The sequence below is a fragment of the Coprococcus eutactus genome (assembly GCF_025149915.1).
Lineage (GTDB): Bacteria > Bacillota > Clostridia > Lachnospirales > Lachnospiraceae > Coprococcus > Coprococcus eutactus.
On record NZ_CP102278.1, the window covers coordinates 1,071,723 to 1,096,875 of the forward strand.

The 25,153-nt window shown below is 44.6% G+C and carries 24 protein-coding genes; 22 read left to right on the top strand and 2 right to left on the bottom strand.

Translation table 11 applies throughout. The features are described from left to right. The first annotated feature begins 28 nt into the window (after nucleotides 1-28). The 17 genes from NQ536_RS04595 (at nucleotide 29) to NQ536_RS04675 (ending at nucleotide 16,173) form a co-directional block, all read left to right on the top strand. On the top strand, nucleotides 29-829 hold the full coding sequence (locus tag NQ536_RS04595) for a hemolysin family protein (protein ID WP_004848778.1): 801 nt from the start codon (nucleotides 29-31) through the stop codon (nucleotides 827-829). A 46-nt stretch (nucleotides 830-875) separates the two neighbouring features. After that, complete coding sequence (locus NQ536_RS04600) at nucleotides 876-1,622, top strand: YebC/PmpR family DNA-binding transcriptional regulator (RefSeq protein ID WP_004848779.1); 747 nt, start codon at nucleotides 876-878, stop codon at nucleotides 1,620-1,622. Between the two features lie 189 nt (nucleotides 1,623-1,811). Next, nucleotides 1,812-3,548 (top strand): ABC transporter ATP-binding protein, encoded by a 1,737-nt coding sequence (locus NQ536_RS04605; protein WP_044997673.1) that lies wholly within the window; start codon nucleotides 1,812-1,814, stop codon nucleotides 3,546-3,548. After that, nucleotides 3,541-5,301 carry an ABC transporter ATP-binding protein gene (locus NQ536_RS04610; RefSeq protein WP_004848783.1) on the top strand — a complete coding sequence of 587 codons (1,761 nt, stop codon included), beginning with the start codon at nucleotides 3,541-3,543 and terminating at the stop codon, nucleotides 5,299-5,301. The genes NQ536_RS04605 and NQ536_RS04610 overlap by 8 nt, the downstream gene beginning before the upstream one ends. A gap of 219 nt (nucleotides 5,302-5,520) precedes the next feature. Next, nucleotides 5,521-6,744 carry an aspartate aminotransferase family protein gene (locus NQ536_RS04615; RefSeq protein ID WP_044997674.1) on the top strand — a complete coding sequence of 408 codons (1,224 nt, stop codon included), beginning with the start codon at nucleotides 5,521-5,523 and terminating at the stop codon, nucleotides 6,742-6,744. A 64-nt stretch (nucleotides 6,745-6,808) separates the two neighbouring features. After that, complete coding sequence (queF, locus tag NQ536_RS04620) at nucleotides 6,809-7,303, top strand: preQ(1) synthase (RefSeq protein WP_004848786.1); 495 nt, start codon at nucleotides 6,809-6,811, stop codon at nucleotides 7,301-7,303. A gap of 36 nt (nucleotides 7,304-7,339) precedes the next feature. Next, the gene (locus NQ536_RS04625) at nucleotides 7,340-8,746 is read left to right on the top strand and encodes a bifunctional folylpolyglutamate synthase/dihydrofolate synthase (protein ID WP_004848788.1); all 1,407 of its coding nucleotides are present in this window, start codon (nucleotides 7,340-7,342) and stop codon (nucleotides 8,744-8,746) included. Next, complete coding sequence (locus tag NQ536_RS04630) at nucleotides 8,733-8,879, top strand: hypothetical protein (RefSeq protein WP_004848789.1); 147 nt, start codon at nucleotides 8,733-8,735, stop codon at nucleotides 8,877-8,879. The genes NQ536_RS04625 and NQ536_RS04630 overlap by 14 nt, the downstream gene beginning before the upstream one ends. Nucleotides 8,880-8,955: 76 nt before the next feature. Continuing rightward, on the top strand, nucleotides 8,956-10,614 hold the full coding sequence (locus tag NQ536_RS04635) for a tetratricopeptide repeat protein (RefSeq protein WP_004848790.1): 1,659 nt from the start codon (nucleotides 8,956-8,958) through the stop codon (nucleotides 10,612-10,614). A gap of 121 nt (nucleotides 10,615-10,735) precedes the next feature. Continuing rightward, nucleotides 10,736-11,059, top strand: a complete 324-nt coding sequence (locus NQ536_RS04640) for an anti-sigma factor antagonist (protein WP_004848791.1) — start codon at nucleotides 10,736-10,738, stop codon at nucleotides 11,057-11,059. A gap of 44 nt (nucleotides 11,060-11,103) precedes the next feature. Next, entirely contained in the window at nucleotides 11,104-11,541 is a 438-nt protein-coding gene (gene spoIIAB / locus NQ536_RS04645) for an anti-sigma F factor (RefSeq protein ID WP_004848792.1), read from the top strand. Then, nucleotides 11,541-12,215, top strand: coding sequence for a sigma-70 family RNA polymerase sigma factor (locus tag NQ536_RS04650; RefSeq protein WP_004848793.1), 675 nt, complete (start codon nucleotides 11,541-11,543; stop codon nucleotides 12,213-12,215). The genes spoIIAB and NQ536_RS04650 overlap by 1 nt, the downstream gene beginning before the upstream one ends. Before the next feature lie 98 nt (nucleotides 12,216-12,313). Continuing rightward, nucleotides 12,314-12,937 carry a stage V sporulation protein AA gene (locus NQ536_RS04655; RefSeq protein ID WP_004848794.1) on the top strand — a complete coding sequence of 208 codons (624 nt, stop codon included), beginning with the start codon at nucleotides 12,314-12,316 and terminating at the stop codon, nucleotides 12,935-12,937. Then, nucleotides 12,927-13,343, top strand: a complete 417-nt coding sequence (locus NQ536_RS04660) for a stage V sporulation protein AB (protein ID WP_004848796.1) — start codon at nucleotides 12,927-12,929, stop codon at nucleotides 13,341-13,343. The genes NQ536_RS04655 and NQ536_RS04660 overlap by 11 nt, the downstream gene beginning before the upstream one ends. 48 nt (nucleotides 13,344-13,391) lie before the next feature. Further along, nucleotides 13,392-13,841 (top strand): SpoVA/SpoVAEb family sporulation membrane protein, encoded by a 450-nt coding sequence (locus tag NQ536_RS04665; RefSeq protein ID WP_004848798.1) that lies wholly within the window; start codon nucleotides 13,392-13,394, stop codon nucleotides 13,839-13,841. A 119-nt stretch (nucleotides 13,842-13,960) separates the two neighbouring features. After that, nucleotides 13,961-14,347, top strand: a complete 387-nt coding sequence (locus tag NQ536_RS04670) for a DUF3783 domain-containing protein (protein ID WP_022058492.1) — start codon at nucleotides 13,961-13,963, stop codon at nucleotides 14,345-14,347. A 62-nt stretch (nucleotides 14,348-14,409) separates the two neighbouring features. Then, nucleotides 14,410-16,173 carry a VanW family protein gene (locus NQ536_RS04675; RefSeq protein WP_004848802.1) on the top strand — a complete coding sequence of 588 codons (1,764 nt, stop codon included), beginning with the start codon at nucleotides 14,410-14,412 and terminating at the stop codon, nucleotides 16,171-16,173. Nucleotides 16,174-16,262: 89 nt separating this feature from the next. Here NQ536_RS04675 and NQ536_RS04680 read toward each other — a convergent pair whose 3' ends face one another. Beyond that, on the bottom strand, nucleotides 16,263-17,615 hold the full coding sequence (locus tag NQ536_RS04680; RefSeq protein ID WP_227909657.1) for a chloride channel protein: 1,353 nt from the start codon (nucleotides 17,613-17,615) through the stop codon (nucleotides 16,263-16,265). Nucleotides 17,616-17,850: 235 nt separating this feature from the next. On the opposite strand from NQ536_RS04680, the gene spoVAD reads away from it, so the two are divergent. Together spoVAD and spoVAE are read left to right on the top strand one after the other, a co-directional pair. Further along, nucleotides 17,851-18,879, top strand: coding sequence for a stage V sporulation protein AD (spoVAD, locus tag NQ536_RS04685; protein WP_004848807.1), 1,029 nt, complete (start codon nucleotides 17,851-17,853; stop codon nucleotides 18,877-18,879). 1 nt (nucleotide 18,880) lies between these two features. Continuing rightward, nucleotides 18,881-19,237, top strand: coding sequence for a stage V sporulation protein AE (gene spoVAE, locus NQ536_RS04690; protein WP_022058488.1), 357 nt, complete (start codon nucleotides 18,881-18,883; stop codon nucleotides 19,235-19,237). 98 nt (nucleotides 19,238-19,335) lie between these two features. On the opposite strand, the gene NQ536_RS04695 is transcribed toward spoVAE, so the two are convergent. After that, complete coding sequence (locus tag NQ536_RS04695) at nucleotides 19,336-22,107, bottom strand: PBP1A family penicillin-binding protein (protein WP_004848811.1); 2,772 nt, start codon at nucleotides 22,105-22,107, stop codon at nucleotides 19,336-19,338. A 249-nt stretch (nucleotides 22,108-22,356) separates the two neighbouring features. Here NQ536_RS04695 and NQ536_RS04700 point away from each other — a divergent pair, with 249 nt between their 5' ends. From NQ536_RS04700 to spoIIP, 3 genes are all read left to right on the top strand, one after another. Then, a complete protein-coding gene (locus tag NQ536_RS04700; RefSeq protein WP_004848812.1) occupies nucleotides 22,357-22,668 on the top strand; it encodes a hypothetical protein in 312 nt (103 codons plus the stop codon). A 172-nt stretch (nucleotides 22,669-22,840) separates the two neighbouring features. Next, complete coding sequence (gene gpr, locus NQ536_RS04705; RefSeq protein WP_022058485.1) at nucleotides 22,841-23,743, top strand: GPR endopeptidase; 903 nt, start codon at nucleotides 22,841-22,843, stop codon at nucleotides 23,741-23,743. Nucleotides 23,744-23,869: 126 nt separating this feature from the next. Next, complete coding sequence (spoIIP, locus tag NQ536_RS04710) at nucleotides 23,870-25,078, top strand: stage II sporulation protein P (protein WP_227909656.1); 1,209 nt, start codon at nucleotides 23,870-23,872, stop codon at nucleotides 25,076-25,078. The last annotated feature ends 75 nt before the right edge of the window (nucleotides 25,079-25,153 follow it).

The following is a 25,153-nucleotide window of genomic DNA, read 5'->3' on the forward strand; positions in this document are numbered from 1 at the left end:
AAATATATGAGGTGATAAAAGCTAAAGTATGAAGATTTTTAACAAGAAGTCGGATGAGGAGAAGGTAGAGGAAGAGATCATATCGATGGTGAACGAGGGAAATGAGCAGGGATTTATAGAGGATTCCGAAGCTCAGTTCATCACGAACATATTTGAGTTTACTGATAAGGAGAGCAGGGATGTCATGACGGCAAGACTTAACGTCATGGCGATCGATAAGAATGCAGAGCTGGATGAAGTCATGGAGATAATGCTTGAGAACAACTATTCCAGATACCCGGTTATAGACGGTGATCTTGACAATGTTGTCGGTATAATATATTTCAAGGATTTCGTCAAGGAATATTTAAAGGACAAAAAGAAGAAGCTTGCTGATATTATGGTTGAGGCGACATTTGTGCATCCTACATATAATATCGCGAAACTGTTCCGAAGGATGCAGACGGCAAAGATACATATGGTTATAGTTGTTGATGAGTACGGCCAGACTGAGGGTATAGTGACCATGGAAGATATACTGGAAGAAATAGTGGGAAACATACTCGATGAATACGATGATGCCAGCGATGATATCAAGAAAAGAGGGGATGTGTACATAGTCAGCGGAAAGGCTGAACTGGATGAGGTCAGTGATGTGCTGGGTATAGAATTCCCTGATGAAGATTTCCAGACGATGAACGGTTTTTTGCTCTATGAGCTGGGAAGACTGCCGTACGCGGATGAGGAGATAGAGATAGTATATCAGAATTATAAATTTACTTCGCTGTCTGTAAGTAACAACATGATAGGGGAAGTAAAGATCACAAAGGTTGAAAAAACACAGCAATAGTGTTAATATACGAAATTAGTAATCAAGAAAAAGAGGAGAATTAACGATGTCAGGACATTCAAAATTTGCAAACATCAAGCACAAGAAGGAAAAAAATGATGCAGCAAAGGGAAAGATCTTCACAATCATAGGTAAGGAGATCGTGGTTGCTGTTAAGGAAGGCGGAGCAAATCCTGAGAATAACAGCAAGCTTCGTGATGTAATTGCCAAAGCAAAGGCAAACAACATGCCTAATGATACTATCAAGCGTGGTATCGAGAGAGCAGCAGGAGATGCCAACTCAGTAAATTACGTAGTGAATACATATGAAGGCTACGGTCCAAGTGGTACCGCCATCATAGTAGACACTCTTACAGACAATAAGAACAGAACAGCAGCAAATGTGCGTAACTGCTTCACAAAGGGCGGCGGAAACGTAGGAACAACAGGCTGTGTATCATATATGTTTGACCATAAGGGTCAGATCATCATTGCAAAGGAAGACTGTGACATGGATGCAGATGACCTTATGATGATGGCACTTGACGCAGGTGCAGAGGATTTTTCAGACGAGGACGACAGCTACGAGATCATCACAGCACCTGAGGATTTCTCACAGGTAAGAGAGAGCCTTGAGAAAGAGGGTATCAAGATGGCTGAGGCCGAGCTTACAATGATACCTCAGAATTACGTTGATATAACAGATCCTGAAGTTGTAAAGAAATTCACAAGAATTATTGATATGCTTGAGGAGGATGATGACGTACAGGCTGTATATCACAACGCAAATCTTCCAGATGAGGATGAGGAGTAATATCAGACAACAATATTGAATGGCAGTTGGTTAAGTGACAATAGTCGTTATGTGACAATGGCCATTGAACCAGAATTTAGAACTTCCACATTATGCATAATATGTGGAAGTTCTATTTGAGTACAGATATATGACCGAGTATAAGTATCAGACTGCTATTTGCGGAAAAAGGTATTGATAGGAGAAGAGATGAAAGGAATACTTAGATATCTAAAGGACTACAAGAAAGAGTCCGTACTTGCCCCCCTCTTTAAGATGCTGGAGGCAACATTTGAACTGCTCATACCTATAGTCATGGCAAACGTCATCGATGTGGGTATAGCCGGTCGTGACATAGGCTATGTTGTAAAGATGTGCCTTGTCATGATACTTTTGGGAATTATCGGTCTGGTGTGTTCTATCACGGCACAGTACTTTTCTGCCAAGGCTGCAACAGGCTTTGGAACGGCACTTAGAAATGACCTTTTCAGACATATCACATCACTTTCTTACACGGAGATCGACAGTATAGGAACTTCCACACTGCTCACAAGAATGACCAGTGATACGAACCAGGTGCAGACCGGAGTCAATATGGTGCTCAGACTGTTCCTCCGTTCGCCATTCATAGTGTTCGGTGCCATGATCATGTCATTTACGATCGATGTGAAGTCTGCCATGACATTTGTTGTGACAATACCGGCACTTTCAATAGTGGTGTTCGGAGTTATGGCGCTCAGCATACCGCTGTTCAAGAAGGTACAGAACAGACTAGACAGAGTCACACTGCTCACTCGTGAGGGCCTTGAGGGCGCGAGAGTTATCAGAGCTTTCAACAGACAGGACAAGGAATTTGAGGATTTTGATAAGTCAACAGACGATCTGATGAAGTTTCAGCTTCTTGCAGGACGTATATCAGCGTTCATGAACCCTGTAACATATGTGATAATCAATCTCTCAACTGCAGCTATCATATGGATAGCAGCGGGACAGACTGAAGCAGGTATAATTACACAGGGTAAGGTCGTCGCCCTTGTCAACTATATGTCACAGATACTTGTGGAGCTGATCAAGCTTGCAAACCTTATTGTGACGATCACCAAGGCTGTTGCCTGTGCAAAGAGAATAAATGCAGTCATGGATCAGCAGCCATCGATAACAGATGGAACAGGGAAGGTATCAGGATCAGAAGCAAATGCTGTAAAGGTGAGCTTCAAGGATGCCAGCCTCAGATATGCCGGTGCCGGAGCGGATTCTCTGTCTGATATAACATTTGACATTGCACCGGGAGAGACGGTGGGAATCATAGGCGGTACGGGATCAGGAAAGAGCTCTCTTGTAAACATGATCCCAAGATTTTACGATGTCAGCCATGGAAGCGTCAGCATAGACGGAGTGGATGTAAAGGACTACACCTTGGACGAACTCAGACATAAGGTGGGCGTGGTTCCACAGAAGGCAGTGCTGTTCGCCGGAACCATAGCAGACAATATCAGATGGGGAAAGCAGGATGCAACTGAGGCTGAGATAGACGAGGCTCTCGAGATAGCTCAGGCGAAGGAATTTGTGGATGGCAAGGAGAATGGAATAAATTTCAAGATCACTCAGGGAGGAAAGAACCTGTCAGGCGGACAGAAGCAGAGACTCACCATAGCTAGGGCGATTGTGAGAAAGCCGGATATATTGATACTTGATGACAGCGCATCGGCACTCGACTTTGCAACGGACGCGGCACTCAGAAAAGCAATCAGGGAAAAAACAAAGGGTATGACAGTGTTCCTCGTATCACAGCGAGCGTCAACCATCATGAATTCGGATAAGATCATAGTCATGGACGATGGCCAGATAGCAGGAATAGGAACTCATAGGCAGCTGCTTTCTACCTGCGAGGTATATAGGGAGATATGTCAGTCACAGCTTTCGGAGGAGGAACTGGCTCATGAGTAAAGATAAAGGTAACAGATCAGTAAACAAAAAGACAATACTCAGAATACTGAGGTACATCAAGAGATATAGATTCCTTGTTGTTCTGTCACTCATATGTGCAGCCATTTCGGTGGTGCTCACACTGTATGCACCGATCATTATGGGACATGCGGTTGACAAGGTCGTTGGACCTGGAAATGTAGACTTCACAGGACTTAAAGGAATGCTTGCAAAGCTTGTTGTGGTGGTTATCATAACGGCTGTTGCGCAGTGGATCATGAATGTACTTAACAACAGGATCACATATAAGGTTGTAAATGATGTCAGGACAAAGGCATATGAGAAACTGGGCAATCTGCCTCTCTCATATGTGGATTCACACACACATGGAGATATAGTCAGCAGGATCATAGCCGATGTAGACCAGTTCTCAGACGGACTTCTGATGGGATTTACACAGCTCTTTACAGGAGTGATGACGATAGTGGGAACACTCTGTTTTATGATTTCAATCAACTGGATCATAGCTCTGGTTGTTGTGTGTATCACACCTGTTTCGCTGTTTGTTGCATCATTTATAGCTAGGAAAACATACAGCATGTTCAAAAAGCAGGCTGAGATAAAGGGAGAACTCACATCACTTGTAAATGAGATGGTAGAGAACCAGAAGGTGGTTACGGCGTTTTCCATGGAGGATGAGACTTGTGAAAGGTTCCAGGAGATCAATGGAAGACTGGGCGTTGCAGGACTTCAGGCAACATTCTTCTCGTCTATAACAAATCCGAGCACGAGATTCGTAAACAGCCTTGTTTATACAGGTGTTGGAATTATAGGTGCCATAACGGCTATAAAGGGCTTTATATCAGTTGGACAGCTCACAAGTTTCCTGAGCTATGCAAACCAGTACACAAAGCCATTCAATGAGATATCGGGCGTTGTAACGGAGCTTCAGAATGCGCTGGCATCAGCGGCCAGAGTATTTGAGCTGATAGATGAGGATGCAGAGGTGGCAGAGCCTGCCGATGCACACGAGCTCACAGATGTACATGGTGAGGTCAATCTAGAGAATGTTGACTTCTCATACAATAAAGATGTGGAACTTATAAAAAACCTCAATCTGAATGTAAAGGATGGACAGAGGATAGCGATAGTAGGACCTACCGGATGTGGCAAGAGTACGGTCATCAATCTGCTAATGAGATTTTATGATGTGGATGCCGGAAGCATATCGGTGGATGGATACGACATAAGAGAGGTTACAAGAAAGAGTCTCCGTGGCAATTATGGAATGGTACTTCAGGAGACATGGCTTAAGAGCGGTACGATCAGGGACAACATAGCATATGGAAGACCTGATGCAACAGATGAGGAGATCATCGAAGCTGCAAAGCAGTCACATGCACACAGCTTCATAAAGAGGCTTCCTGACGGATACAACACATTTATAACAGAGGATGGAGGTAACCTGTCACAGGGACAGAAGCAGCTTCTCTGTATAACCAGAGTCATGTTGGATCTCCCTCCTATGCTCATACTGGATGAGGCGACATCGTCCATAGATACCAGAACAGAGATCAGGATACAGAGGGCATTTGCCAAGATGATGAAGGGACGAACGAGTTTTGTTGTGGCGCACAGACTGTCGACCATCAAGGAGTCGGATGTCATCCTTGTCATGAAGGATGGACACATCATCGAACAGGGAAATCATGAGACGCTGCTTGCAAAGGGTGGCTTCTATACGAACCTGTACAATTCCCAGTTTGCAAGATAATGCAGAAAAATGTATAAATATAAAAGGACTGTGCTTCAAGGAGTTTCTCAAAGCACAGTCCTTTAGCATGTTTTAGAGCAATTATCTGTTATATTTTATGAATGCTTGCCAGTAGCGGACTTTGTGTATATAATGTATGCGGAACATATACAAAAATAATAAAGCTATACGTTAGTTTAGGTAATTGCGAAACTAGGACAAACATCAAAGGAGAGAATGATGAAGGTTAGTGAATCAGGTTATACAAAAGAAGAACTCTTGGAGATAGTAGATACATATCTGGCTGAACAGTCAAGAAGATGGGATTTTATAGAGGAAAAGGGCGATGGCATGTATGTGTACGCTGAGAACGGCGACAGATATCTTGATTTCTTTGCCGGAATAGCGGTCAGCAGTGCGGGAAATGCCAACAAGAAGGTCGCAAAGGCGATAGCAGATCAGGCGGCGAATGTTATACATGCATCAAATTATGCATATACACTTCCGATGATACTCTTAGCTAAGAAGGTGTGTGACACGATCGGTATGGAGAAGATAGTATTCCAGAACTCAGGAACAGAGGCAAATGAGGCCATGATCAAGATGGCAAGAAAGTATGGAGTAGATCATTACGGACCTGAGCATTACAAGATCGTTACTGCAAAGAACAGCTTCCATGGAAGAACATACGGTGCACTGTCGGCAACAGGACAGCCGGATTCTGCATGTCATAAGGGATTTGCACCGCTGCTTCCTGGATTTACATATGCAGAATATAATAACCTTGAAGATTTCAAGAGTAAGTGTGATGAGAACACCATAGGAATCATGGTGGAGCCTGTGCAGGGAGAGGGCGGAGTATATCCGGCAGATCCTGAATTCCTGAAGGGACTCCGAGAGTTCTGTGATGAGAAGAAGATACTTCTTATGTTTGACGAGGTTCAGACCGGATGGGGAAGAACCGGAGAGATCATGGCATATATGACATACGGTGTTAAGCCTGATATGGTATCCATGGCGAAGGCCATCGGAGGCGGCATGCCTATAGGTGCTATGTGTACAAACGCAGAGATAGCGAAGGTATTTACCCCTGGTGCTCATGGATCAACATATGCTGCCAATCCGGTTTGTTGTGCGGCTGCACTTGCAGAGATAGATGAGATACTTGACAATAAGCTTTATGAGAACGCAAAGGAAGTCGGAGCTTATTTCATGGAGCAGCTCAAGTCACTTCCGTGTGTAAAGGAGATAAGAGGACTTGGACTCCTGATAGGAGTTGAGTTTGAGAAACCTATAGCGTTTGAAGTTAAGCACAGGGCAGTAGAGAACAAGCTTCTCATAACGGCGGTAAGGGACAGTATTATAAGAATGGCGCCTCCTCTTATCGTTACAAAGGAGCACTGTGATGAGGCAATAAAGCTTCTGAAGAAGTCAGTTGAGGAAGCCTTGCAGGAACAGTCATAAAACTGGAAAATAGAATAAATCTAGTTGGAATCGAGCGGCAATAACATAAATACAGGAGATCGAAATGGGAAGAAGTAAAGAAGAGATGGAGGGCGTGACTCTCCTTGGAAATAAAGATGTGAAGTATAGCATGAACTATGCACCGGAGATGCTTCAGACATTTGACAACAAGCATCCGGACAATGACTATTTTGTAAAGTTTAACTGCCCGGAGTTCACAAGCCTTTGTCCTATCACGGGTCAGCCGGATTTCGCAACGGTGTACATATCGTATGTTCCGGGGAAGAAGATGGTTGAGAGTAAATCGCTCAAGCTGTATCTGTTCAGCTTCAGAAATCATGGTGATTTCCATGAGGACTGCATGAACATCATCATGAAGGACCTCGTAAAGCTCATGGATCCGAAATATATCGAGGTATGGGGCAAGTTCACACCAAGAGGAGGAATATCCATAGATCCATATTGTAACTATGGAAGACCTGGAACAAAGTGGGAGGAGGTTGCCTGGAACCGTCTGGCAAACCACGACCTCTACCCTGAGAAAGTAGACAATAGATAATATAGTCTGAGATCTTGTCTTGCTTATGATAATTTTATGATTATATACGAGTACACAAATAAGATGTACATAGCAAGACAAGATCTCAGACAGATAAGGAGAATTATTGTGGCGGATTACAGAGAGACCGTGGATTATATATTGGGTATTCCGCTTTTCGCGCAGAAGATTGGTAAGGAGAACCTTTCCAGTCTTTTGTGTCGTTTAGGGAACCCTGAAAAATCAATACCGGCTGTTCATGTGGCTGGAACTAACGGAAAGGGATCTACCTGCAGAGCTCTGGCACAGATGCTGACGGGCATGGGATACAGAGTGGGACTGTTCATATCCCCCCATCTCGTGTCGATAAATGAGCGTATACAGATTGACGGCGAGAATATATCTGATGCTGACTTTGTGTGGGCATTTGAGACCGTGAAGGAGAAGTTCACCCAGCATCCATCATTCTTTGAGGTCATGTTTGCCATGGCAGCAGTCTATTTCAGAGAGAAGAAGTGTGATTTCGTGGTGTATGAGACAGGAATGGGAGGAAGGCTTGATGCCACAAATGTTCTCATGCCTGAGCTTTCGATCATAACATCGGTCGGCATGGATCATATGGAGTACCTCGGGGATACTATAGAGAAGATAGCCGCAGAGAAAGCGGGGATCATAAAGCCGGGGATCCCTATCATATATTTCAAGCGAGATGAGGCCGTGGCGAAAGTTATAGAGGATACTGCCAGAGGGCAGAAATCCCCGGTTATTATGGTCGAAAAACAGGATTATATAATAAATCATTTGGGTGACAAAACCATTGATTTTTCATTGCATAGTCGGTATTATAGTTATTGCAATTTGGTTATACAGAAGACATCGCTATATCAGCTGGAGAATATAAGCCTTGCTGTTATGGCGTTTTACGGGCTCATGAAGGCCCGGAACGCATCGGAGGAAGATATAGAGAAGGGCATAAGGGAGACTCTTCCTGAGTTCTATTGGGAGGGGCGTATGGAAGAGATCGCTCCGCATATATATGTGGATGGCGCACACAACGTCGAGGCAATCAGGGCATATATAGACACTATGCGGACACTCCATAGAGATGACAGGAAGATACTCGTATTCGCGGCTGTCAGGGACAAGGAGTATGGTGCTATGATAAGTATGCTGGCAAGTCAGTTGAAGTGGGACCGCATTATAGTCACCAGTGTGGACAGTAGCAGAAAGGCAGATTCCGGGAAACTGGCTCAGATATTTGCAGATAACACGGATGTGCCGGTCTTGGTAAGCGATGAAATAGATGAGGCTATGGATATGGCAGTGGCACTTAGGACAGATATAGGGACGGATCTGGAAAGATGCGGAGGACAGGGTATAGATGACGTAGATATATATTGTGTCGGATCGCTGTATCTGGTCGGCGGTGTCAAGAGATGGAGGAAGAAACATGATCAATTTTGATGAAGAGATAAAGAGATTCAAGCCTGCACTTGAGCTTGATCAGGCAGAGGATGCCATATATAACAATGACCTGAAAGATATCATGGACATCATGCAGGAGATGATGAGAGTTGCAAAGGAAGCCGAAAAGTAGAGCAGATAAATAAAGCTTTTGAATAAAGCAGAAAAGCGAAGCGGCAGAGACTACAGATAGATCAGGAGATTATGTTATGGCAGATGTACTTAACTGTAAACACTGCGGAGGCCCGATAGCTGTCACAGGCTATTGTACCCGATGCGGTCTTAAGATAGATTACGTGAACAAGGCTCTTAACTCGTCCAAGTATTATTACAATATTGGACTTGATAAGGCCAGAGTAAGGGATATGACCGGAGCTGAGGAGGCGCTGAGACTTGCCCTTAAATATGACAAGATGAATATTGATGCCAGGAATCTTCTTGGACTTGTGTATTACGAGACAGGCGAGATAGTACAGGCACTCAGCCACTGGGTCGTCAGCGTGAATTACTTTGACGGCAAGAACGTGGCAAAGAGATATATAAAAGAGATAAAGTCAAATCCCCACAGATTGGAGGCTATAAACAACGTCACAAGAAAGTATAATCAGGCTCTTGTGTATGCAAAGCAGGGAAGCAAGGATCTTGCATTCATACAGCTGAGAAAGGTCCTGTCAGATAACTCCAGGTTCATACAGGGATATCTGCTCCTTGCCCTTCTCTTCATAGATGAGGGAAGAGATGACAAGGCGAGAAAGGCGCTGAAGCGCGTCATAAAGATAGATAGAACAAATCCTGTGGCAGTCAGATACTTTAATGAGCTTGGACACACAGACGAGGAGATTATGAATTTCCGCGATTATCCACAGGAGGATTATGATGTTGATTCACTGTTCGTCGATGACCAGAAGAAACTCATAGCAGGAAATAGTGAGGTCGATTTTGACGGCGATCCGGTTCCGGTTGGAAGATATAAGGATATCAATTTTTACAAATACTCCATAGCATATATCATAGCTGGAGTTGTACTGGGGCTTGCAGCCATGTGGACATTGATAATTCCGAACAGGGATAAGGCTGCAGACAATTCACAGAGAGATTTGCAGATAACCTTCAGCCAGGAGATATCAGACAAGAATGTGAAGATATCTGAGCTTCAGTCACAGGTAGATTCTATGACAAACAAGCTTCAAAACGCGGAGACAGAGACTAAGACATTGAAGAATCAGATATCAAAGTATGGAGATTACGCATCACAGGTGCTCTCGGACGACAACAAGGCGAGGGTTCAGTCAGCGATATCAAAGTACGAGAATATGTCATATGAGGCTGCAATGGATGATCTTAACAGGGTGCTTCAGGATACACCGAATAGTGATGTGGCACTTTATTACAAGGGCATGTGTTACCTCAAGCTGTCGGACGAGAACAATGCAACACTTGTATTTAACCAGCTGGTAGAGAACTGTCCTAATTCAGTATATTATGCGTATGCCTGCGAACATGCCGATGACGAGGCGATACAGGCGGGCAAGGATAAGGCTGCACAGAAGACAAGTGCAGCTGCAGGAACAGAAGGATCGGCTGTGGCAGATAGTACAGATACATCTGTGGCAGATCAGTCAGATACGTCTGGAACAGATACATCCGGACCAGATACCACAGATGGAAATACAGATTCTTCCTACGGATATGATGATACGGCAGGAGCAGATGATCAGGGTGACGGATACACAGATGGCACAGACAGCACAGACAGCACTGAGCCTGATTACTCGGCAGATGACACTACAGACGGAACAACAGATGGAGTTACAGACGGAACAGCAGATGGTGCTGACACCGGAGACTCAGCCGATGGCGTTTATTAGTCGGCTGGAGAAAATATAGAATATAATATAGGTCATAGATGAGAATAGAGAGATACGAAAGAGATTGATGTAAAGATCAGCAATTTCTTTTGTATCTTTTTTTGTTATAGGAGGCGTGGGTATGAATATTTATGAGAAAATGGGGGATACTGTCATTGTATATATGCCCTCAGAGGTGGATGATTATGCAGCCGGGAAGATCACTGAGGCGACCGAAGAGATCTTTGAGGGACAGGATATAAGACATGTTGTGTTTGACTTCAGGATAACCACGTTTATGGACAGCTCAGGGATTGGGATCATAACAAGACGGTTCAGGCAGGTACAGACGAGAGGAGGAAGCGTGGGTGTCATAAATGTAAATGGGAGGATAGACAGGATACTGCTCATGTCAGGAATATACAGAATAGCGGTAAAGCTCGATGGCGGGCTGAAGGATGCCTAGCAGTTAGATATCAGTGAGTATAGAAAACAAGGAGAGTAAAAAATATGGACAAGAACAGATTAGTCGTGGAGTTTGGCAGTGATGCGAGGAACGAGTCGGTTGCGAGGGTAGTGGTTGCGGCAATGATGACGAGGATAAACCCTACACTTTGTGAGGTAGAGGATGTGAAGACAGCCGTATCCGAGGCAGTAACAAATTCCATAGTTCATGGCTACAGGTCAGGGACTGGAGTTATAACGGTCGAGGTATACATAGAGGACAGGACGATATACATAACAGTCAGGGATCAAGGCTGCGGAATAGAAAATGTTGACAAGGCTATGGAGCCGATGTACACGTCGGTCACGGATGGAAGCCGTTCAGGTATGGGATTTTCGTTTATGGAGGCATTTATGGACGGACTTGAGGTATTGTCGGCACCAGGAGAGGGGACAGTGGTAAAAATGAAAAAGATGATCGGAAATAGTCAGGAGATGTATTGATGACAGATAATCTTCAGCTGCTCAGGCTTGCAAAGGAAGGCGACATTACAGCGAGGGACAGACTGATAACTGAGAATATGGGGCTTGTGGTAAGCGTGGCAAAGAGGTACATTGGCAGGGGACAGGAGCTTGAGGATCTTATACAGATAGGACTTATAGGACTTATAAAAGCTGTAGACAGATTTGATCTTGAATACGATGTTATGTTCTCCACATACTCAGTTCCGCTCATACAGGGGGAGATAAGGAGGTTCTTAAGGGATGACGGACTGGTGAGAGTCAGCAGAAATCTGAAAACGATACATTACAGGGCGGAGAAATACCGGCAGGAATACCAACGGACAAATGGCAGGGAGCCAACTGTGGACGAGATATGCGCGAAGATAGGCAGTGATCCGGAAGAGCTGGTCATGGCAATGGAATCTGCGGTAGATATATCTAATATTGAGGAGATGGGAGAACTTCAGACCAGCCGCCGGGAGGAGGAAAGAGTAGTGGAAAAGCTGTATGTGAAGCAGCTTCTGGACACCTTACCGGAGAGGGAAAAGAAACTGATAACATTGAGATATTTCGGTGAAAAGACACAGGGGGAGATTGGAAGGATACTGGGTATGAGCCAGGTTCAGGTCAGCAGACTGGAGAAGAAGATTCTGCGGGAACTCAAGCGGGCGTAGAGTGCAGATGCTGGATAAAAAATGGAATATATTGGAATAATATCAGCCGTACACATGGACAGACTATTCTTAGAGGAAAAGAACAGGAGTATAAGTGTATGGCTGATTGTGTTTATTTAAAGCTTTCAGAGAGCTGTCTGGCTGAGAAGAAAAAAGTCAGAATAAAGGATGTTGCCACGGTGGTCAGCGGTAATCCTGATGCGAAGTATGATATAGAGAAGATGGAGCTGGCGAGTTTTACTGGTACAAAGGAGCAGAAGGTGATCTCTGTAATGTACATTATAGAACTGATACAGCAGAAATACCCAGAGCTGCAGGTGGAAGCACTTGGGGCGACGGATGTAGTGGTATATTACAGGACTTATGATACCAGTGACAATGTCAAGCAGATACTGAAATTCATAATGATATGTCTGATAGCCTTCTTTGGCGCCGGGTTTTCGATCATGTCATATAACTCAGATGTGAATATGGTGGGACAACTGGATGTCATGGAAAATATATTTGTGGGAAAGGCGAGGGAAGCCTACCCTGTGGCGGGAATAGCATATTCTCTGGGACTTTTCATAGGCATCATCATATTTTTTAACCACGGAGTCAAGAAGAAGTTCACAGATGATCCTACACCGCTCCAGGTTCAGATGCGCCAGTATGAGCAAGATGTCAACCAGACAGTTATAACAGATGCAGAGAGAAAGAAGGAGTGCAAAGATGCTGATTAGATATGTTTTGCTTGCGCTGGCGTGCTTTGCTAGTGGAATAGCCATATCCGGCGGCTATTTTGCATTCATATCGCTTATAGGAATATTTCCGAAGCTGTTAGAGAAGGTCAAGGGAGCAAGGCATTACATGTTGATAGAGAGCCTTCTGGCGTTTGGAGCAACTCTTGCAAATGCGGTGTATCTGTTTGATATACCGGTGAGGGTAACCTGGCTTGGGTATTCTGTCGTGTGCCTGTTTGGAGGCATATTTGTCGGATGTCTTGCGGGAGCGCTCACGGAGGTGCTGAACGTGATACCGATTGCGGCAAGACGTTTCAGCGTGAGAAGAAATCTGCCTTACGTTATATATGCGTTGGCGGCGGGAAAACTTATAGGCTCCCTGATCAGTGTTGCCGTGGGAATGTAGGGGAGTCTATTTAAATATAAAACAAATCAATAAGGAGGATCTTTGATCATGAAATTTGAGCCAAATGAAAGCGATTACAATGAGTATGTGGAAAATGTCACACCGACATCCAGTGCCCCAAGAAACTGTCTGTGGGCGTTTATTGTGGGAGGCATAATATGTACAATAGGACAGTTGATATTTAATATATTGACAAGATTTGATGTGAAGGAGGATGAGGCTTACGCGTACGTTTCTCTCATACTTGTGCTTGCCAGTGTTATACTTACGAGCTTAAATCTGTACAAGAAGATCGCAAAATACGGAGGTGCTGGAGCCCTTGTGCCTATAACAGGATTTGCAAATGGAGTGTGTGCACCGATAGTTGAGTTTCAGACAGAGGGCGAAGTATTTGGAAAGGGTGTCAAGGCGTTTACCATAGCCGGACCGGTCATATTGTATGGTATATTTACAAGCTGGCTGCTTGGAATTATTTATTGGATCATCTCTATATGGTAGATAGATACGGATAACCAGTTAAAAAATGGGCTTTTTACTAAAGAGATGTTGACTTTGGTAAAAAAAACAACATAATGATGTATAGACAAAAGACGATGGTTTGTGAGGATGATAGTTGTATGAAAAAAATATTTGCCATGAACCTGCCGGCTGACAAAGAGACGGTGGTTAAAGAGATATGTGGTGTACTTGGAGCTGTGTACGAGACAATTGACAGTGGCTGCGGTATGGTGAAGGTGTCAGATATTCTAGACGGTGTGGAATATACCGGCGCTACCGGTTTGAAAGAAAGTGACAGCCGAAAACTCAACATGGAGATGGTGGTATTTGCCGGGATAAGCAGCCGTGAACTGGATATATTCCTCGACAGGTACAGGAAGTCCGGGGTGGCGCCGATAGCACTCAAATCGGTGGCTACGGACACGAACAGGACATGGACAGTGGAGAAGCTCTATTCGGAGCTTGCGAAGGAATATCTGTTTTATAAGATGCATGGCAGAAAATAGGATAAATCATTTGTATACTGGACAAAAGATAAAGTACAACATACGATAATGAGGATGAGAATATGGAAGACAGGAGACCCAGAAATTCAGGGAACAAACCGGTGAGACCGGCGAATGATTCCCAAAAACGAGGCGGGATGACTGACAGCCAGCGGATGGAGCTACAGCGGATGAGAACCCGCAGACAAAAATTACAGAGACAGTATAAGATAGTGAGCTGGATACTTACAGGTATATTTGTCGTTATATTATATGCGGTCATATGCCTTATAATTGGAAACAGAAAGTTCTATGACAAGACCAGCATAAATGGCATAGACGTTGGAAAGATGAAGCCCACGGAAGCCGCCAGACTGGTCAGCAACCAGTACGACAGGGATTACAGCAGCGCCAGCGTCAGGATTGAATTAAACGGACAGAGATACACGTTGAATATATCTGAAGCTCTCGACAGAGATTCATACAGTTCAGTCAAGGATATTCAGGACAGAACTCACAGGTTCTGGATAAGAGGATATGGTTTCCTGAAATCGAAGATTGGTGGAACTGATTACAATATATATCCGGAGATCGGAGATGCACAGAAGCTGAAGAAGCTCGTGGAAAGCAGCGATATCATGAAGGCAGATCTGAGCAGGGAGGATGGCTACAAGATAGATAATGACAAGCTTATCCTCACGAAGGGCAAGGGTAGCTATGCCGTGGATGTGGATAAACTTGTCAGGACCATAAGCAGACAGACCGGCAAGGGCGATTACGACACGGTCATAAAGTGCCCGGAAAAACAGTCGGACGTTGACATGGATGCGCTTTATGAAAAGATACACTGTGAACCGCAGGATCCTACGCTGGATCCCGACGATGACTATAAGGTCATAGAGGCAAAGGACGGAGTAGATTTTGATCTGGATGCGGCTAAAATGGCTCTGAGTGGGGCAAAGTCAGGGGAGAAGGTTGAGATACCTCTTGTACTTACAAGCGCTGATCTGACGACAGCAGAGTATGAGAAGCTTCTGTTTAGGGATCAGATAAGCAGTTATTCCACTGAGGTTGATGGATCTGACAACAGAAAGACAAATGTCAAGCTTGCGGCTCAGTATTGTGATGGAACGATACTCATGCCAGGAGAGTCATTTTCCTACAACCTGGGAGTTGGAGAACTCACTGAGGAGAGAGGCTTCCTTCCTGGACCTTCATATGCAGACGGAGAGTCGGTTCTGGATATGGGAGGTGGAATATGTCAGGTATCGTCAACCCTCTACATGGCTTGCCTTTATGCCAATTTGGAGATAGATGAGAGACATTGTCATCCATATCCTGCATCTTACGTGCCTGCGGGACTTGACGCAACAGTTGCTTGGGGAGGCTGTGATTTTGTGTTTACAAACGATACAGACTATCCGATAAAGATAACGACTACATATGATGGATATTCCACATCATGTACGATATGGGGAACTGTCACTGAGCCATTCAGCGTGGAACTCTACACTGAAACTCTTGAGACTGAGCCATATGAGACGAAGTACGAGCTTGACAAGAGCCTAGGAAAGGATGAACAGATCCTCGATACTACAGGAATAGAGGGACTTACGATCCAGTCATACAGAAGAGTGTATGATGGTGAGGGCAATGTTATATCGGATAATCCTGAGGCTGTGAGCGTGTACTCCGTCAGGGACGAAGTATATAAGGTCGGTAAATTGCCAAAGAAGGCTAAGAATGATGATAAGTCCGGCGATAAGACGACGGACGATTCAGGAGAAAAGACGGAGTCAGACTATGACGAGGATTCAGAAGAATCGTCCACATCGGAACAATTGTAGATAGATCAGATGAGACTTCCAGTGACGGAACATCGGAGAGTTCATCAGAAGATAGTGCAGAAGCTGTATCGGAATGATACAGCTTTTGTTTACTCTACATCGTCAGCGTCATCTTCACGGATTCTGAGAAATCCCTCCAGAAATCCCGGTTCTTTAGTCCGTATTTCCTGGTTGGTATAGAGATTCACATAGTGAGGACGGAGCTTGGAGTAGATGATCTTCTGTTCGTTGTACAGGCTGTAGTAGCCGGACAGCATATAGCTGACGGCGCAGCCGATGGTGAAGAACATGATGCCGTTTGCACCAAAAAGCTCGATACTCAGGAACAGTGAGGTGAGAGGGCAGTTTACAACTCCGCAGAAGAAGCAGACCATTCCGAGAGCCGCTGCAAATCCTGGATCCATTCCCATGAGGCCTCCGGCTACACAGCCAAATGTGGCACCAACGAAGAATGACGGAACAATCTCACCACCTCTGAAACCGCAGCCTATCGTTATGGCTGTAAACAGCGCTTTCAGAAGGAAAGCCGCTGGCTGGGCATTTCCATTTAACGCTTTGGCAATGATATTCATACCGGTACCGTTGTAATCTGTTGTTTTTAAGACTATGTTCAGGAGTACAAGCATTAAACCACCCGCAAACACGCGTAGATACTGATTCTTAAAATATTTTCTGAACAGCTTGTGTACTATGGTCATAAATATGCAGAACAGACTGCTCAAAATGGCGCAGAGGATCGCAAGTCCTATGACTTTAAGCACCATGACAACATCTATGGATGAAGGTATCCCGGTGATATCGTAATGCTCATGGACGACGTGCAGCTTTTGGGTTATGGCGTAGGATATAACGGATGAGAACAGACACGGAACGAATGCACAATAGTACAGTATTCCTATACTGATGACCTCCATGCTGAATAGGGCGGCTGTTATAGGCGTTCCGAACAGCGCAGAGAATACTGCACTCATACCACACAGAGTCAGTATGTGCTTATCGCTCTCATCTAGTTTAAGGATCTTTCCTATTGATACACCGATACTTCCACCGATCTGGAGAGCGGCACCCTCACGGCCGGAGGAGCCTCCGAACAAATGTGTTATAACCGTTGACACAAATATGAGCGGAGCCATACGCGAGGGAATCTCGTTCTCCACACTTCTGATGGAACCAATTACGAGGTTCGTGCCTTTGGAATGTCTGATTCCGCATATGCGATAGATAAATACGATCACAACGCCCGCCAGAGGAAGAAAATATATGATCGGATGGTGACTTTCCCTGAAGCCGGTTGCGTACTCAACACAGATGTGGAATGCGGTTCCCACAAGTCCGCATATCGTACCCATGATCAGTGAAAAAATAATCCATTTTATAAATGTCTTTGTATATCTGATGCACCTGTTAAAACAGTTTATCCAATATTCCTTTGTAAATTCCACAATAAATCTCCATTTCTACACATGTACTTTTCTATTTAACGTCTCTGGTAATGTTAAAGCATACATGGCTTTTTGTCCAGTACTGGTTGATGGCGTATTCCTTTTCTGACATAAAATACCATGATGAAAATTTAAAATTCAGGGAAATATAGTATCAGAGACAGATATGCATATCAGTAAGGAGATATAAAAAATCTTCAAAACTGAATCGCCGAGCGAAAGGGAGTTGCGGAGTATGAAGGAAAAGGTAGGAAAGCAGAGTTTAAAATTTGAAAATGCGCCCTATATCATAGGAGCCGCATCTGTTGCGGGGCCCAAGGAGATAGACGGTCCTATGGCAAGGTATTTTGACAGGGTGAGCGAGGATCCGACATTTGGAAAGGATTCCTGGGAAGAGGGAGAGAGCGAGATGGTGAGACAGGCGGTGATGCTTGCCATACAGAAGGCTGGAGTGAATAAGGACGACATAAGATATGTATTTGCCGGGGATCTGCTTGGACAGCTCATAGCATCCACATTTGGAATAAAGGATATGGAGATACCGGTATTCGGTCTGTATGGGGCGTGTTCAACGTGCGGAGAGGCGTTGTCACTGGCAGCTATGACAGTTGCTGCAGGGTATGCTGACAATGTTGTGGCGGAGGCATCCAGTCACTATGGAAGCGCAGAAAAGCAGTTCAGGTTTCCCCTCGAATATGGAAACCAGCGGCCCCTGTCAGCTACCTGGACGGTTACCGGAAGCGGAGCCTTTGTGGTGTCGGACAGAGAGTCGGAAGTATGTATAAAGGGCATAACAACAGGACGGATAGTAGATTATGGAGTTAAGGATTCACTCAATATGGGGGCGTGTATGGCGCCAGCTGCTGCGGATGTGATATATCAGAATCTGCAGGACTTTGATATCGAGCCGACATACTATGACAGGATAATAACAGGCGATCTAGGAAAGGTCGGAAAAAAGATCCTTACAGATCTACTCAAGATGAACCAGGTTGACATATCGGACAATCATATGGATTGCGGCATAGAGATATTTGACAATGAGGAACAGGACACACATTCAGGTGGCTCCGGATGCGGCTGCTCTGCCACGGTGCTGGCTGGTTATATATTGAAGAAGGTCAGCTCCGGGGAGTGGAAGAGGGTTCTGTTTGTGCCGACAGGTGCGCTTCTCTCAACAGTGAGTTTCAATGAGGGGCAGACGATTCCGGGAGTTGCACATGCTGTGGTGATAGAACATCATGAAATGTCGAAAGGAAAATGATATGGATTATATAAAAGCTTTTGTGATAGGTGGAGTGATATGCGCACTTGCGCAGATCCTTATGGACAAGACTAAGCTGATGCCAGGCAGGATCATGGTGATCCTGGTGTGCTCAGGTGTAGTTCTCGGAGCACTTGGACTTTATGAGCCGATATTGAAGTATGCGGAGTGTGGTGCCTCAGTACCTCTTACGGGATTTGGTTACAACCTGTGGAAGGGTATAACGGAGGCGGTTGACAAAGATGGTTTCATAGGACTTTTCAGGGGCGGATTTCAGATGGCTGCGGTTGGCAGTTCAGCAGCGCTGATATTTGGTTATCTGGCTTCACTGATATTTAAACCGAAGATGACAAAATAATGGTATTTAGTTAGCATTTGATAAAATAAAAAAGTCCTGCCACAATGATCGTGGCAGGACATATTTTTATATCGATATTGAGCAGATCATCAGAAGCATTATTCACCTCCAGATTGATCTTCGGTGGTTACAATATCTTCTGATGTCGTAGGATCCTCACTTGTAGGTTCATCCGTTGGTGGATCCTCACTTGTAGGTTCATCTGTTGGTGGATCCTCACTTGTAGGTTCGTCCGTTGGTGGATCCTCACTTGTAGGTTCCTCAGTTGTAGGTTCTGGCGTAGGTTCCTCAGTTGTTGTAGCCTCAGTCGTCTGAGTAGTTTTCTGAGTTGTGGTCTTTTTATCCTTCTTCTTGTCGAGATGAATGTTACAGTGCTCCTTCAGAAGTGATTGATCCCACATGTATCCATCGAGAACATACTCACCGTCTGAATTGAGCTTGTATATATATGTTGTGGTCTCCGGACACGCTTTGTTTGCAAGCATGTGGGACTCGTTACATACGGTAACCTTCTTAACACCAGGACAATACTTTGTAGGTAACTTTGATGCATCAAAGTAATCTGTTACAGTAGGACATCCGTTTGATGGGAGAAGTCCTGTATCAGAACATACAGTAGCCTGAACGATTCCATCCGGCATTTCAAATGTGACGGATGTGTCAAGTCCCTTCTTTTCGATGATCTGATCCATGATATCTCTCCACATATAACACTTTATTGAGCCTGGACTGTAAGTTATATTCTCGTCATTTCCAAGCCATATAGAAGCGGTGAAATAAGGGTTATATCCACAGAACCAGTTATCAAAGTCGCCTGAGGTTGTACCGGTCTTACCTGCTGTGTACATACCCGTTGATGAGTTTGCACCGGAACCTGTACCTCCTACTACAACATCGTGCATAGCACTTGTGAGAAGCCAGGCGGTCTGTTCGGATATGACACGTGTCTTTTCTGGTTCTCTGTTGTCTATCAGAATGTTGCCATCGTGGTCATATACCTCTGTATAGAATACGGGCTTTATATAGTTACCGCCGTTTGCTATGGTTGCATATGCGGCTGTGATCTCAAGGTTGGTGATACCGTTTGTCAGACCACCGAGGGCGAGAGACTGGTTTATATCTGAAAGAATAAGTCCGTCGCTGTCTGTCTTTCTGTCTACAAGGGTTGTAAATCCAAGCTTTAACAGATAATCGTATGCAAGCTGAGGTGTGACATCTGTGATACACTTTACAGCTATGATGTTCATGGATTCCATGATTGCATATCTGATGGTCTTTGGTCCCCAGTAACCGCCATACCAGTTGAATACCTGATTACCATTCTCGTAGTAATATGGGGCATCGTCGTACACAGTGGCGAGAGACATGTTGCATGCCTCAAGTGCTGGGAGATATGTTGCAACGATCTTGAAGCAGGAACCAGGCTGTCTGGTTGCTTCAGTGGCACGGTTGAATGATCTGTTCTCGGTCTTCTCACCACGTCCTCCGACAAGTGCCTTTACCTGACCTGTCTTTTGATCCATGAGGGTAAATGAGACCTGTGGCTGGATGACAAGCTTGAATGTCTCAAGAAATACATCGTCACCGCTCTTTTCGATCATGGCAGCTTTGAAAGTGTCTGCATCAGCCCTAGCCTCATCCTCACTGTAGTATCTCGCACTATATTCGTATCCCTGCTGTTCGGTGAACCAGCTCTCCATATTCTCAACACTGTAGTTGGTCTGGACCTTTGTCTCCTTATCAATAAGTGTGAGAGCATAGTTCAACTGGTATACAGGTTCTGGCCAGTAAGAAGCATCGTTTACGACTGAATCAGCGATCTCCTGGATCTCCGGATCCTGGCAGACGATAACTTTGAGACCGCCGGACCATATCATAGTCTCGGCATCTTCCTCTGAGTATCCCTTGGCTTCCAGATCAGACTGAAGCTGCTTGATGACCTCGTCTGTGTAATATGAGTTGACCTCTGTCTTCTCCTCTTCACTGTCTTTCTTAGATATCTTTGCTATTCTGTCATACACCTTATCGTTTAAGGCCTCATCGTACTGAGCCTTTGTTATATATTCAAGATCCAGCATATATTTCAGAACCATTTTTCTTCTTTTAGCATTCTCCTCAGGATAAACTATGGGATCATACTTTGATGGGTTCTGAGGAATTGATGCAAGCACTGTACACTCGGAAACAGATAGCTGGCTGAGATCTTTATCAAAATAATTCTTGGCAGCTGTCTCAACACCGTAGCAGCCCTGGCCAAGGTATATCGTGTTCAGATAATACTCGACTATGTGTTCCTTGCTTATCTGCTTCTCCATCTCAACAGCGAGATACTGTTCCTGAACCTTACGTTCAAGAGACTGCAGGAAAGTGGTCTCGTTAAGACCAACGTTGAAAACGTTGTTCTTGATGAGCTGCTGTGTGAGGGTTGAAGCACCCTCGTCGAAGTCACCCTTGCTGAGACCCTGTATGAAAGCTCTTGCAATACCCTGTACATCGATACCGTTGTGCTCCCAGAAACGCCTGTCCTCTATTGCAACAAATGCGTTTACAAGGTCTGCCGGTATGGAGTCATAGTATACATACTCTCTGTTGGAATTAAAGTTTGCAAGAGTAGTGATCTCCTTGCCATTCTGGTATACAAGTTTCGTCTTGTATCCTGTAGGTATAAGTGCCTCTGCATTTACATTTGGCGTGTCATCAAGGATTCCCTTCAGCGCGCCGAAACCGGCGCCCACACCAACGATGACAAATGCGAGGATCAGAACCAGAAGCGCTTTAAAAAACGAGATACTGAACTTCCTCCGGTTCCTTGGGAGTTTTGATACCAGCTCTTTTTGAGCCTTGACCGCTCCCTTTTTAGTAAAATCCATAAAAAGACCTCCTTAAATGTGGGAAACAATATTCCCAGATATTTGATTGTAAGTTAATTTCATAAAATAATGGTGGGATATCCCACAAATACATACTTCAAATTAGTATATCAAATATAAGTATAATAATAAAGAAAAAAATAATGCAACAAAACAAAAATTAATAAAAGTGAAAAGACGGAACAAACCGGTTGCCTGAAATAAGGACCGATGTTAAAGTATAGACAGCAATAGTTAAGGAGGTACGGTATGTTTGCATCAATAGAGGAAGCAGTAGAGTACTGGAAAGACGAACTTTCTTATGTGGAAGACGCGAAGATAATAGGTTATGAGGGCGGATATCCTATAGTAGAATTTACTATAAAGGATGCGGCCTGGGATCTGGTGAAGGACAAGAAAAAATTTCCAAGGATAGTGAGATCATCCGAGATGGAGGGCGGAATAGAAGTTGGCGTGTCAACATGTTTTTATAAAACAGCTTCGCTTGAATGGAATCCACCAGTCATGAGGATATGCGGATATCCGGAGGTCATAAACAGGATTCTGAACAAGGTCATGTAGGACCTCGCGATGACTGATTGACAGGAGTTATATATTTGATGAACTAAAAATACCCCTGCAGATACATAAACAGGTATCTGCAGGGGTATTTTAATCATGGGGACGGCAGATAAATTTGCGGATAAAAAGAGAAATGATGGCAACAGTGAAATCAAATATTAGGAGGATGATCATGAACAGAGAGATACGTACAGATCTTGCTATAGAGCTCAGGGAGAGTGCCGGCGGGAATACAGAGATGGAGGGAGTACGTGTAAAGACAGTTGTAAATGAGGACAAGAGTATAAGAACTACTACTATAGATGTTATCAATGAGGCGGGGGAGAAAAATCTGAAGAAGGCAAAGGGCAGATATATAACAATAGAAAGCCGACACCTAAAAGAGCCAGACGAGACGATAAATGAACAGTTGAAGGATGAACTCGGAGAAAGACTCAGACTCCTCACGGAGGGATGTGATAACATACTGGTGGTGGGGCTTGGCAACAGGCAGGTCACGCCAGATTCCATAGGTCCTCTTGTCGTTGACAATCTGTTTATAACAAGACACCTTGAGCCTTCACCGAAAGGAGGTGTGACGCTGAGTGCCATATGTCCCGGAGTTATGGCACAGACAGGCATAGAGACTCTGGATATAGTCAGGGGAATATGCGATAAGATCGATGCGGATGCAGTGATAGCGGTCGATGCCCTTGCCGCAAGAAGCAGCAAAAGACTCAACACGACCATACAGATAACAGATACTGGGATAAGTCCGGGATCAGGAGTTGGGAACAACAGAAAGACGCTCAGCGCAGACAACCTTGGAAGGCGTGTCATAGCACTTGGAGTTCCTACGGTGATATCAGTTCCATCCATCATAGATGATTCCTTAGATGAGATGGCTGATGCGTTTAACGAGACATATGGCAGAAAGATCATGAGAGAATTTACAGAGGGACAGAGATATCAGATAGCTAGAAGTCTCATAGATGAAGACATGGCTGATATGTTTGTCACACCGAAAAATATAGATGAGCTTGCGAAAAGAATAAGCTATACCATATCCGAGGCGATAAATGCCCTCACCCTGTAGGTTTATATGCATTGGTGTCACACCATGATAATCATATGTGCCGGATTTGGGTAATGTTTTTCGCATTATACACATATACTTGAATGATAGGATCCGTAAATGACCTTGTTTGAGGGGTGTGTTGTTATGAATAAGAAGATCAGAGACAAGATATTGTATATTCTGGCATGGATCATCATGGTATGTGCCGGGATACTCATACAGACAGGTGAAACAGACCGGCTGTGGCAGATAATATACAGGGGAGTTTATGACAATACCGCGGGAGGAAACGCCGGCTCAGTGAGAAGCTGCGTGGATACAGATGTCGAGGATTATGTAAATTACTGGGAATCCCAGGTGAGGGAGGTATGCGATGACGGCATAAGGGATGCAGGAAAAGGCGGTGGGAGTGGAGCCCTGACTGAAAATGGTGCAGACTGTGAAAATTCCAGCGGAGCAGAGTCAGCCGGTGAGACAGAGAATACAGATACTGCGGATGATGAGGCGGTGAAGGCTGCAAAAACCCAGGCGAGAGCTGAGCGGGTCCGCGGATCTGAGAGCACAGTACCTGTAATGGCAGATATATCAAGTTCGTATATAGGAATGGATCCGGATACGCTGCTGTCATACTGCTACAACGCCACCTATCCAAAATGTGTAAAGAGCGATGAGCTGGATGCGGAGGATCTGCTAGGAAAGGATATGTCGCTGGACATGAGCACGGGAGGTTATAAAGTCCTGATATACCACACGCACAGTTCTGAGGCATATGCGGATTCACGCTCCGGCGAAGTAGATGATACAGTGGTTGGACTTGGACAGCAGCTTGCAGATATACTCACGGATACCTATGGAATACCGGTTTACCACGACACGACGCCGTACGATATGATGACGGGAACCTTAGACAGAAATGCGTCATATGATTACTCGAGGGAGGGTGTATCAGAGATACTTGCGGAGCATCCTGAGATAGAGGTGATGATAGATCTGCACCGTGATGGAGTGCCAGACGATACCAGACTGGTAACTGAGGTAAATGGAAACGAGACAGCTCAGATAATGCTCATAAATGGTATGTGCCGTGATGAGGAGGGAAATGATGTGGATTACTGGAGCAATGATAACAAGGTAGACAATATGGCATTTGCACTCCAGACGTACCTTGCGGGCAGGGGGAACTATGGTGATATAATGCGAAAGATATATATAAGCACCTGCCGTTACAACATGGATCTTATGCCTCACGCCATGCTGGCGGAGATTGGCGCTCAGACAAACACGATCGAGGAGGCCAGAAATGCTATGGAACCATTTGCGGCGATGCTGGCAAAGGTACTGCTTGAACAATAAGTGCTGAATAATAAGCCAAATAATAAGTAATCTTTTCTCTTGCAGAGGAATGACAATACATGATATATTAACGTC